We start from the raw sequence: 11,459 nt of genomic DNA on the forward strand, positions 1-11,459 counted from the left end.
GGCTTGAACCGCGACCCCGCGGGCCGTCACTGACTACTTGGGGTAGCCGGACTGCTTCATCACGCGCGCGGTGAAACGCTGCGCCTGCGACAACCCCTGATCCACGTCGGTCTGGCCGGCGAGAATGCCCGCCATGATCTGACCGACGCGGGTGCCGATGGCCTGGAACGGCGGAATGTCGACGAACTGCACGCCGGTATAGGGCACCTCCTTGGCCGACGGATTTTTGGGATCGGCGCTGGAGATCGCCTGCTCGACCAGATCCGAGAACGACGCGACTTTCTTGTATTTCGGGTTGTCGTAGGTTGAATGCCGCGTGCCGGGCGGCACCGACACCCAGCCGCGCTTGTCGCCCACCAGATTCACGTAGTCCTTCGACGTGGCCCATTCCACGAATGTCTTGGCGGCCTCCTGCTTGTGCGAGGATTTGGGCACCGCCAGCGCCCAGCTATAGAGCCAGTTGGCACCGTGCTTGGTCTTGGCGTACGGCGCCTGGGCAAAGCCGACATGCTCGGCCACCTTGGATGTGCCGGGGTCCGACAGATAACCCGCGGCCACGGTGGAATCCACCCACATGGCGCACTGGCCGTTGGCGAACAGGGTCTCGGATTCGGTGAAACCGTTGGAGGTCACGCCGGGCGGGCCGTACTGGCCGAGCAGCGTCTTGTACTGGTTGGCGGCTTCCTTCCAGGCGCTGGAGGTCAGCTCCGGATTCCATTGCATGTCGAACCAGCGGCCTCCGTAGGCGTTGACCATGGTGGAGAACAGCGCCATGTTCTCGCCCCAGCCGGGCAACCCGCGCAGGCAGATGCCGTAACTGTTGTCGGACGGCTTGTTGAGCTTGCTGGCAAAGTCCTCGATCTGCGACCAGGTCGGGCGGTCGGGCATCTCGAGGCCGGCCTCCTCGAACAGATCCTTGCGGTAGTAGGTGATCGACGACTCGGCGTAGAACGGCAGCGCGTAGAGCGTGCCGTCGCTCGACAGGCCCTGCTTGACGGTGTCGAGCAGATCGTCGGCGTCGTAGTCGGCCGGCAGATTGTCGAACGGCACCAGCCAGTCGTTCTTGGCCCAGATCGGCGTTTCATAGTTGCTCAGCATCACTGCGTCGTACTGGCCCGCGTTGCTGGCGATGTCGGTGGTGACCTTCTGGCGCAGCTCGTTCTCGGGCAGCGTCACCCAGTTGAGCTTGATGTCCGGATGCGACTGCTCGAACGCCGGGCTGAGTTTCTGCATGGTCACCATGTCCGGATTGTTCACGGTAGCGATGGTGATCTGGGTCGTCTGGGCGAAGGCGCTGGAACTGATCAGCAGACCGGCCAGCAATAGCTTGATTCTCATGAGAGCTGCACTCCTCTTGTGTCGGCACTTCAGACGATCGCCACCTCGCGCGGTGAACGGTCGGGCACCGGATGGCGATCGGCACATGCCTTTTGCAATATTTTTCTCATTATGAAAATAAATTCAACAGCTGTGCAATGCGCCTTTGATCGAATACGCGCCCGGCGATCGAAACCGGCCCGGTGCGGCGCACCGTGGACACGGCACACGAGCGATATCGAACAGGATCAGGAGACTGCGAGGCGGTATTCGAGCGCGGCGACCGCGCGCACCGGGCCGCGGCGGTTAGCCGGCAGACAGAAAGCATGGTGCTATCGAAGGTCCGCGTGTCCACGGTCCGCGCCGATCAGGCCGCGCGATCACGCTTCCGGAAGCCTCAGTCCGACGACAAGCCGTATTTGTCGAGTCGGTAGCGCAGCGAACCACGGCTGAGGCCCAGCCGGCGCGCGGCCTCGGAAATGTTGTCGCCGGTGTCGGCCAGCGTGCGCTGGATCAGTTCGCGTTCGTTGTCGGCCAGCGTCGCGGACGCGTCCGGCGCCGAAGACGCCGACGGCTCGACGTGACGTTTGTCGGTCGGCGGGGCAAGACGCAGGTGTTCGGCGTCGAGCACGTCATCGGCATGCACGAGCACCGCGCGTTCCAGCACATGCCGCAGTTCACGCACGTTGCCGGGCCAGCGATGCGCCATGAGCGCGGCACAGGCGGCGTCGGTGAGCCGGGGCACGGCGCGGTCGTAGCGGGTCGCGGTCTCGTCGATGAAGGCGCGCGACAGTGCGAGCACGTCCTCGCCCCGCTCGCGCAACGGCGGCAGGGTCAACGTGAGCACATTGAGCCGATAATAGAGATCCTGACGAAAATCGCCCGCTGCCATCATCGCGGCGAGATCGCGATTGGTCGCGGCAATGAACCAGGCATCGATGGCGCGCTCACGGTCGCTGCCAATCTCGCGCACCGTGCGCGATTCGAGCGCGGTGAGCAGCTTGGCCTGCAGGCCCAGCGGCAGCTCGCCGATCTCGTTGAGAAACGCCGATCCCTTGCCGGCCGCCGCGAGCAGGCCGCGGCGCGCCCGATGCGCGTTGGTGAACGCGCCCTTCTCGTGGCCGAACAGTTCCGCCTCGACCAGATCCCGCGGCAGCGCCGCACAATCGACCTGCACGAAGTCGGCCGCCGCGCGCGGCGAGGCCGCATGCAACGCGCGCGCGAGCAGGTCCTTGCCGGTGCCGGTCTCACCGGTGATCAGTACATTGGGCGGCGCGCTGCCGCTGCCCAGGGCGGCAATGCGTGCCAGCTGCGCGCGCAGGCTCGTCATGGCCGGGCTGTCGCCGATCACGGTGGCCGCGCTCGCTGGCGCGTCATCGGCGGTTGCCGTGCGCTCGCTTCGCGTGGCCGGCGTTTCCCGGCGCAATGCGTCACTGACGACCCGACACAGCGCATCCAGATCCAGCGGTTTCTTGAGAAAATCCACCGCGCCCAGCCGGATGGCGGCGACCGCGTCATCGAGCTCGCCGAACGCGGTCATCACGATCGCCGGCAACTCGGCGACCTCGTCTCGCAGCCACTCGAGAAACTCCAGCCCATAGCCATCCGGCAGCCGCAGATCGAGCACGGCCAGATCCGGGCGCCGGCGCTGGGCGGCGAGTCGGGCGCTGGCCAGGGTTTCACACACGGCGACCGTATAGCCGTCGCGGCGCAGGCGCCGGTCGATGGCGCGGGCCAGCGCACCTTCGTCTTCGAGCAACAGAATATGCGGATTGGCCATCAGATCTGTCCGGAGGGCTCGGACTGCGGCAGCCGCACGCGGGTGCGGGTGCCGCCGCCGTCGCCGGCGCTGTAGTCGAGCTGCCCATCGTGGGCATGGATCACCTTGTAGGCAAAGGGAATGCCGAGCCCGGTGCCGCGCCGTTTCGTGGTCGGCACCGGAGTGCTGGTCTGCGGGTCCGGCAGCTGTGCCATGCCGGGGCCCTGATCGTCGATGATCAACTCGGCCTGACCGTCGGCGACGCCGGTGGCCACCCGGATACGCGCACCGCGTGGCGAGGCTTCGAGCGCATTCGACAGCAACCCGTGCAGGGCCTGTTCGAGCAGCGAAGCGTCGGCATCTACGGCCGCGTCCGAGCGTTCCCGATCGACGCTCACCTCGCAGGCGCCCAGGCGCCCGCCGAGCGCGGCCGTCGCGCCGTCGACGATGGCATCCAGCGAACGCGACTCCCGGGTGAGGCGCAGCGGGTGCAGATACGACAACAACGCGTCGAGCCAGCGTTCGAGTCGATCGGCGGCGTCAATGATATCGGCGCCAGTCTCCTCTATTTCGGCCGCGCTCGCCTCGCGATCGAGCATCTGCGCGTTGGCCCGGATGCCCGCCAGCGGGTTGCGGATGTTATGGGCGATCACCGGCACCAGCGCGCCAAGCGCGGCCTGGCGTTCACGTTCGACCAGGGCACGGCGATGGTCCTCGAGTTCCGCGGCCATGTCGTTGAGGGTGTGGGCTAGATGCTGCACCTCGCTCACCCCGCGGGTTTGCAGCCGAAAGGCGGGCTGGCCGCGGCCGAGTTCGCCGGTATCGGCCACCAGCCGCTCGAGCGGACGCAGGAAATCGCGCACGAAACGCCGGTTGAGCCACAGCACCACGGCCACGCCGAGCACCAATGGCAGCCAGGCCAGCCACGGCGCCATGCGATTCCACAGCCGTAGCCGATCGGCCAGTTCATCGCGTTGCGCGGCCACCTGGGTGGTCAGCTGGCTGTAGGCCTGCTCGAAATCACCGCTGCTCCACTGGTCAATGGCGCTGACGGTCGCGGCGGCGCTCGTCGGGTTGGTGACCACCCGGTTCATCGCCGCCAGCAGCAGTCCGTAAGCCGCCTCCATGCGCGCGATGGTCGCCTGTTCCGCGGCGGTATCCGCATAGCCGTGCATGCGATAGAAATGATCGTCGATCCGATACAGGCGCTGCCAGTAGTCGTCGTGGGAGGCGCTGTCGCGGACCTCGTCGAGGGCCTTTATCTGGCGATAGAGATCACCGCGCACTGCCTGCGCCTCTACCAGCAGCCCGTTCAGACGCAGGGAACTCTGATATCCCGACTGCCAGAAGATCGACCACAGACCGCCCATGCCCGCTGCCGCGGTGAGAATGAGCAGCAGCGCGATCTGATAACGACGGATCAGACTCTTGAGCGATTCGGTGCGGCGACGGGACATGCTGCAGTCTAGTTTGCAAAGACCTCGCATGTCTTGCGACTGCTCGTTTATCCAGCGGCGGCGATAAATGCAACCGAACTGGCCACTATTGGCCAATAAGCGGCCAATTGTCCGGCCAATAGTGGCCAGCGCCTGGCCAGGTCTCGCGAACACGCGCTGCAATAGCCACCGAAGTGATAAATAAACACTGATATTCAGACGCTTGCCGGATATCGCCTCGCGCCCATCTTCTGGCACGGTCAATGCAACAGATGTAACGCCACATCCAATTACAAACTTAGGAGATCGGCAATGAAACAGTGGACAAGCCCGAAAGCCCATGACCTGCGTCTGGGTTTCGAAATCACGATGTACGTCAACAACCGCTAAACCGCGGTATTGATGTAACGAAGGGGGCCACGCGCCCCCTTCTTTGATTCGACACAAGCACAATCGGTAGGCGCGCGATGCAGCTGCCCCAACGACACGATGGCGAAACCCCGGCGCGGCCGCTCTGGTTGCTGGCCGAGTTGACCTATGCCTGCCCGCTGCAGTGCCCCTATTGCAGCAACCCCACCGAGATGTCGCAGATCGGCCGCGAGATCACGACCGAGGACTGGTTCAAGGTGCTGCGCCAGGCACGTGAAATGGGCGCCGCCCAGCTCGGCCTGTCCGGAGGGGAGCCGCTGGTACGTCAGGACCTGGAACAGATCGTCGCCGAAGGCCGGCGTCTGGGCTTCTATTCCAACCTGATCACTTCCGGCATCGGCATGGACGAAGAACGCGTCATGCGGCTGAGGGAGGCCGGACTGGATCATATCCAGATCAGCTTCCAGGCCAGCAACGCCGAGATGAACAATTTCCTCGGCGGCACCGACAGCTTCGAGAAGAAGAAGGACATGGCCCGCGCGATCAAGGCCCACGGCTATCCGATGGTGCTCAATATCGTCCTGCACCGGAAGAACATCGACGATATCGAAGAAATCATCGCCATGGCCGAGGCACTGGACGCGGACTACGTGGAACTGGCCAATACCCAGTATTACGGCTGGGCCTTTCACAACCGCGAAATGCTGCTCCCCACCCGCGAACAGCTGGCCCATGCCGAACGCGTGACCCATGCCTATCGCGAGCGCGGCGGGCCGATGAAGCTGTATTTCATCGTTCCCGATTACTACGACGATCGACCCAAGGCTTGCATGAGCGGCTGGGGCGATATCTTCCTGACCATCGCGCCGGACGGCATCGCCCTGCCCTGCCACGCCGCACGTCAGCTGCCGGGCCTGGATTTCCCGGACGTGCGCGAACACGATATCGACTGGATCTGGAGCGAATCGCCCGCGTTCAATCATTTTCGCGGCTTCGACTGGATGCAGGAGCCCTGTCGCAGCTGTTCGGAGAAGACCAAGGACTTCGGCGGCTGCCGCTGTCAGGCCTATATGCTCACCGGCGACATGTACGCGGCCGATCCGGTCTGCGCGAAATCACCGGAACACGGGCTGGTCACGGGCGCGGTCGAGCGCGCCAACGCGACGCCTGCCGACGCGCCGGCGGCTCAGCCCATCCTGTTTCGCAATCCCAAGAACTCCAAGCGCCTGCACCGGGCGACGTCGGAGCAGTAGCCGGCTCGGAGCCTTTCGTCCCGGGCCCGCGCAAGCGCGATCATGGCCAAATACTGTTCACTTAAGCAATGCAGCCTTCCGACTGACGGGATAATGCGTTGTCTGACCATGTATCAAACTCAGCAAATGCCGGCCGTAGCTAGTCGCGATAAACCGGTTGCTGGGTAGCCGGTAGCACTTTTGCTGCGATTCGGCTTGGGGTTTCGCGCTGATGCGCGAGTCACTAATATTTGCTTGCCCACATGCGTGCCTTGTTGTTCGAAGGCCCCCTGCACTGCGCCGATGCTGCGCATCGATGCCTTGCGCTGCTCGCCAGGAAGTGAGCAGCCGGAAACTCGCTACGCCCAAGCATCCGGCTGCTTTTTTCCCTTCCCGGCTGTGCTGCTCAGCGCAGCGCCAAGGGGTTGGATACAGACTGTAACGGAGTGTGAGAGTGGCGCCTGTATTGGCTCCCCGTTGCATGGCGGCGGAGACGCGCAGCGGCGAAGGGTGTCCGGCGCATTGCGCCGGTGCGGCAAGGTGTTTGAGTGTCGCCAAAGCGACGCGAGTTTTTGCCGCATCCCTTCGCCGCGAGCATCGGAGTGCACCGGCGTAGCCGGCGCCGTGCCCGGGTGTCGTTTTCTTCGCTTCCCTTCTTTTGGACAAGCCAAAGAAGGGAAGTCGCGCATCAGCGCGAAACCTCAGTACGATTGGACCCAGCGATACTGAACCGCCTACCGAGTTTTCCTTGCCGCCCCGTCACAAGTGCTTCTGCGAAAAAACAATAATCCGCCCCATGCAATCGAAACCGGATTCCCAAGATGCTTCGGCGGCTATGCGCTGCTCAAGCGAACAGCATCAGGCTGAGGCCGGCTTTCTATCGCTCCTACGCCAACACCACCCATTTCTGCGCAATCGCAAGCGACAGAAACTGATGCACGTCATCCTCCAGATCCGCCCCGCCGAACTCTGCGGACAGGTCCGAACAGATCGTGGCGACGCTGCGCTTGCCGTCGCAGCGTGACAGTATTTCGGCGGCACTTGGATTGAGCGTGACCATGCCCTCCGGATACAGCAGGACATGGCAATCCTGTGCCGGCTCGAACTGCATGCGATGCCCCTGGGCGATACGCGGCATATCGGTCGGTTCGATGTCCGAATCGATCATGGCGCCACCACGGCATCGATCGGCTCGCAGCTGTGATACGGCGGCATGTCGGCGACATAGGCCATCCACATGGCATCGAGCATGCTCCAGAGCACGTTCAGCTTGAACTGCAGGATCGACATCGCGTGGTCCTGCTGCGCCCGCGTGGTGAAGGTATCCAGCGTCACGCGCAGGCCGTGTTCGACGTCGCGGCGTGCTTCGGACAGGCGCTTGCGGAAATAACTCAGCCCGGAATCGTCGATCCACGGGTAGTGATCGGGCCAGCCGGTCAGACGCTGCTGATGAATCTCGGGCGCGAACAGTTCGGTGAGCGACGAACAGGCCGCCTCCTGCCAGGTCGAACGGCGGGCGAAGTTCACATAGGCATCGACGGCGAAGCGTACGCCCGGCAGCACGTCGTCGAGCGAGGCCACGCGCGTCCGATCCAGCCCGCAGGCCTCGGCCAGCGCCAGCCAGGCTTCGATGCCCCCGGTCTCGCCTTCGGCGCCGTCGTGATCGAGGATGCGTTGCACCCACAGCCGGCGTGCGTCGGGATCGGGGCAGTTGGCCAGCACGTTCGCATCCTTGATCGGGATGCTGACCTGATAATAGTAGCGGTTGATCACCCAGCCGCGAATCTGCTCCGGCGTGCAGCGGCCCTCGTGCATCATCCGGTGATAGGGATGGTGAATGTGATAACGCGCCCCGAGCGCGCGCAGCCGGCGCTCGAACTCGTCGCGCGACCAGGGCGTGTCGGTGGTTTGCGGTTGCCTGCTCATAGCTTGATCTCAAGACCGTCGTAGGACACTTCCACGCCCGCTTCCTCGACCGTCGCCCGCTCGGGCGAATCGGGATCGAGGATCGGGTTGGTGTTGTTGATATGGATCAGCACCCGGCGAGTACCCGGAAACTGCGCCAGCCAGGTCAGCATGCCGTTGTCGCCCGACTGCGGCAGATGCCCCATGGTCGCGGCCGCCTTGGTGCCCACGCCCTGGTCGATCATCTCGGTTTCGGTGAAGAAGGTGCCGTCGACCAGCACGCAGTCGGCCGCACGGGCAATGGCCGCAATCTCGTCGTCCGGCGCGCCCAGGCCCGGCGCATAGAACAGCTGACCGCCGGTGGCGTCGTCGGTGACGATCAGGCCGATGTTGTCGCCGGGATGCGGATCACCCCGGTGCGGCGAATACGGCGGCGCCGCCGACGACAGCTCGACCGCGCGAAACGACAGCCCGGGCACGCCGTCGATGGCGAAACCGGAGGCCGCGGTATCGATCTCGTGCCAGTCCACGCCGCAGAAGTGCTCGAGCACCTTGAACAAAGGCAGGCCGGTGGTCAGATCCTCGTAGACCGGGCGCGTCGACCAGATCGGCAGGGTATCGCCCTCGCGCAGGATCATAAGCCCGGCGGTGTGGTCGATCTGGCTGTCCATGAGCAGGATCGCGCCGATGCCGGTGCCGCGGGTGTCCGGTGCCGGCCGCAGTGCTGGGAAATCCAGGATCTGCTGGCGCACATCGGGCGACGCATTCACCAACAACCAGCGCTCGCCGTCGGCGCTGACCGCGATCGAGGACTGGGTGCGCGCCGTCGCGCGGGTCGTGCCCTCGTGCAGTTGCCGGTTGAGGCCGACGTTGGTATTCCACTGCGGAAAACCGCCGCCGGCGGCAGAACCCAGAACCCTTACATGCATGCGTGCCGTCCTTGTTTTCGACTCCGATCAAGACGGTTCAAGGCAGGAGTCGTGCCATACGACTGCGCGACGTTGTAGCCAGACGCGGCGCGTCGGCTTTTCGGCAACCGTCGGGTGACGACGACACCGCGAAGCGATGCTCGCCTAAGGTCCGCGGCTGCGGTTCTTCACCGGTAGAAAACACGCGCTGGCGACGACCTGGCTCGAGCCCCCTCGGGTTCCAGCCCGGATTCAACGCTGTCGCGAGGGCGGAATCTCGTGTTTCTTCATCTTGCGATAGAGCGTGTTACGGCTCATGCCCAGCTGCGACGCGGTATGGCTGATATTCCAGCGATTCTCGTCGAGCGCGGCCAGCAGCGCGGCCCGTTCGGCACAGTCGAGTGGGCTTGTGCTGACGGTCGGCGACGACGTATTGCAGTGGCCATCGACGCTGTCGGCGCTGCACTTGCCGGCACGCGTGATTTCAGCCGGCAGATCGGCCATGCCGATGGTCAGGTCGTCGCACAACGCGAGGGCCGTACGCAACACGTTGCGCATCTGACGGATATTGCCGGGCCAGTTGTAGCGCACCAGCGCCTCGAGCGCATCCTCGGCGATCCGGACCGCGATATCGCCGTCGTGCTCCAGCGCCACCACCGAGCGCAACAACGATTGCCGGTCGGTGCGTTCGCGCACGGCCGGCAGCGTGAGGGTGATGCCGTTGAGGCGATAGTAGAGATCCTCGCGGAAGCTGCCGCTGTCCACCCGCTGGGTCAGATCGGCGTGGGTCGCCGATATCACGTTGAGGTCCACGCTCAGCGGCGTCTCGCTACCCAGCGGTACGACTTCGCGCTCTTCGAGCACACGCAGCAGGCGCGTCTGCAACTCTACCGGCATATCGCCAATTTCATCGAGAAACAGGGTGCCGCCCGAGGACTGCAGAATCTTGCCGCGCATGCCGTCGCGACGCGCGCCGGTGAACGCACCCGGCTTGTAGCCGAACAATTCGGATTCGATCAGCGATTCCGGTATCGCCGCACAGTTGACCGCCACGAACGGCGACGCCGAGCGGCGGCTGGCCGCATGAATGGCGCGGGCAAACAGCTCCTTGCCGGTCCCGGTCTCGCCGCGCAGCATGATCTGGACCTGGCGATCGGCGACCCGGCGCGCACAGCGCACGTTGTAGGCCATGGTCGTGTCGCTGCCGGCCAGATCGGCAAAGCCGCGCGCCTGATGCTGGCGTGCCGCGCTCACCCGTAGCGCGGAATCGCTGCTGGGGGCGACGGTCACACGGGCCGAACGGCCGCGTTCGGCCGGCGTGCGCACGGTGGCGAAGTAGCGACGGCCGCGCTGTTGCTCGTGCATCGGCCAGACGGTCTGGGCGTTGTCGCTGGCACGCTCGGCGAGGATGTCGGCGTCGATATCGAACACTTCCGCCACCGCGCGGCCGATCAGCGGCGTACGCGCATCGAAGCCCAGCTGGCAGGCAGCGCTGTCGTCGGCGGCGACAATCGTGCCGCCTTCGTCCACGGCGACCATGCCGTCGTGGATCAGACTCACGAATTCCGGACGGCTGTGAAAGCGCAGAATCATGTGCTGGGCGTTGGCATTGAGAAACACGCATTTCTCGATCAGCCGTGCCGACATGCTGACCAGGGCCATGGTATGCATCTGGCCGGCGCGCGAACCTTCACACTGCACGGAAGACGCATCGAGCACCGCGAGCAAGGCGCCGTCGGAGTTGCGAATCGGCGACGCGGAACAACTCAGGGTGGTGTTGCGCGACGCGAAGTGATCGGTGCAATGCACGGTCAACGGTTGCTGTTCGAAAATGCAGGTGCCGATCCCGTTGGTGCCCTGGCTGCCTTCGCTCCAGTCGGCGCCGTCCCATAGCCCGGCCGCGCGAAAACTGGTGCGCAGGCTCTGTTCGACACGGTTATAAAGAATCACGCCTTCGGCGTCGGTCAGCAGCAGCGCATAGCCGGAACCGGAAATCTGGGCGGCCAGATTCTCCATCTCGGCACGGGCAATGCTCACGACTTCGCCCAGTTCGTCACGATGTGCGCTCAGGGTGCTGGGTGAGACGACATCCAGATCGATCTGGGCCGGATCGAGGCCGTAGTCACGAATACAACGATCCCAGGATCCGGCGATCACGTCGGCCGTGTTCCCCCGGGCACGCATATAGCCCGCAGTTCGCTGCGGCGCAATTACCGTCGCCATGTCTCTCCTCCATGAAGCCGCATCAAATACGCACTTCTGACTTTTATTCTTGTGGACTCGGGCGAGTGACCCCGCAACTGTCCTTTTCCATTGCTTTTATCAGCTTTGGGGTCTACGCACAACTGTATCTGCCCGGGGCGGCGCAGCCTGCGACACGATTGCACCAGATTCGTGACAGTGAGACGCTGATCGAACAAAGCCGTCGCCCGAAAAAGCGTTTCCGGGCGGGCTTAGAACAGGTGCCTCGACGCGTGGCCTGATCCTTGCGTTGACCCGTCCAAGGCGCTGCCGGCCAACGCTGTCGCGCACG

The 11,459-nt window shown here is 64.4% G+C and carries 10 protein-coding genes; 3 read left to right on the forward strand and 7 right to left on the reverse strand.

All coding sequences use genetic code 11. The features are described 5' to 3' along the window. Positions 1–33: 33 nt before the first annotated feature. The 3 genes from ACFOSU_RS05125 to ACFOSU_RS05135 all read right to left on the reverse strand — a co-directional run bounded on the left by ACFOSU_RS05125 (position 34) and on the right by ACFOSU_RS05135 (position 4,533). Entirely contained in the window at positions 34–1,338 is a 1,305-nt protein-coding gene (locus ACFOSU_RS05125; protein ID WP_380687144.1) for an ABC transporter substrate-binding protein, read from the reverse strand. 376 nt (positions 1,339–1,714) lie between these two features. Next, positions 1,715–3,097 carry a sigma-54-dependent transcriptional regulator gene (locus ACFOSU_RS05130; RefSeq protein ID WP_380687146.1) on the reverse strand — a complete coding sequence of 461 codons (1,383 nt, stop codon included), beginning with the start codon at positions 3,095–3,097 and terminating at the stop codon, positions 1,715–1,717. Further along, complete coding sequence (locus ACFOSU_RS05135; protein WP_380687148.1) at positions 3,097–4,533, reverse strand: sensor histidine kinase; 1,437 nt, start codon at positions 4,531–4,533, stop codon at positions 3,097–3,099. Before ACFOSU_RS05135 ends, ACFOSU_RS05130 begins: the two co-directional genes overlap by 1 nt. A 291-nt stretch (positions 4,534–4,824) precedes the next feature. On the opposite strand from ACFOSU_RS05135, the gene pqqA reads away from it, so the two are divergent. Continuing rightward, a complete protein-coding gene (pqqA, locus tag ACFOSU_RS05140) occupies positions 4,825–4,902 on the forward strand; it encodes a pyrroloquinoline quinone precursor peptide PqqA (protein WP_380689162.1) in 78 nt (25 codons plus the stop codon). Positions 4,903–4,979: 77 nt separating this feature from the next. Then, positions 4,980–6,134, forward strand: coding sequence for a pyrroloquinoline quinone biosynthesis protein PqqE (pqqE, locus tag ACFOSU_RS05145; protein ID WP_380687150.1), 1,155 nt, complete (start codon positions 4,980–4,982; stop codon positions 6,132–6,134). Between the two features lie 865 nt (positions 6,135–6,999). Here the strand turns inward: pqqE and pqqD are convergent. From pqqD to ACFOSU_RS05165, 4 genes are all read right to left on the reverse strand, one after another. Then, a complete protein-coding gene (gene pqqD / locus ACFOSU_RS05150; protein WP_380687152.1) occupies positions 7,000–7,281 on the reverse strand; it encodes a pyrroloquinoline quinone biosynthesis peptide chaperone PqqD in 282 nt (93 codons plus the stop codon). After that, a complete protein-coding gene (gene pqqC / locus ACFOSU_RS05155) occupies positions 7,278–8,039 on the reverse strand; it encodes a pyrroloquinoline-quinone synthase PqqC (RefSeq protein WP_380687154.1) in 762 nt (253 codons plus the stop codon). Before pqqC ends, pqqD begins: the two co-directional genes overlap by 4 nt. Further along, positions 8,036–8,947 carry a pyrroloquinoline quinone biosynthesis protein PqqB gene (gene pqqB, locus ACFOSU_RS05160; protein ID WP_380687156.1) on the reverse strand — a complete coding sequence of 304 codons (912 nt, stop codon included), beginning with the start codon at positions 8,945–8,947 and terminating at the stop codon, positions 8,036–8,038. Before pqqB ends, pqqC begins: the two co-directional genes overlap by 4 nt. Before the next feature lie 231 nt (positions 8,948–9,178). Next, the gene (locus ACFOSU_RS05165) at positions 9,179–11,149 is read right to left on the reverse strand and encodes a sigma-54-dependent Fis family transcriptional regulator (protein WP_380687158.1); all 1,971 of its coding nucleotides are present in this window, start codon (positions 11,147–11,149) and stop codon (positions 9,179–9,181) included. A gap of 65 nt (positions 11,150–11,214) precedes the next feature. Here ACFOSU_RS05165 and ACFOSU_RS05170 point away from each other — a divergent pair, with 65 nt between their 5' ends. Next, positions 11,215–11,409 carry a hypothetical protein gene (locus tag ACFOSU_RS05170; RefSeq protein WP_380687161.1) on the forward strand — a complete coding sequence of 65 codons (195 nt, stop codon included), beginning with the start codon at positions 11,215–11,217 and terminating at the stop codon, positions 11,407–11,409. Positions 11,410–11,459 lie beyond the last annotated feature (50 nt).

Source organism: Salinisphaera aquimarina, assembly GCF_042643355.1.
Classification (GTDB): Bacteria; Pseudomonadota; Gammaproteobacteria; order Nevskiales; family Salinisphaeraceae; genus Salinisphaera; species Salinisphaera aquimarina.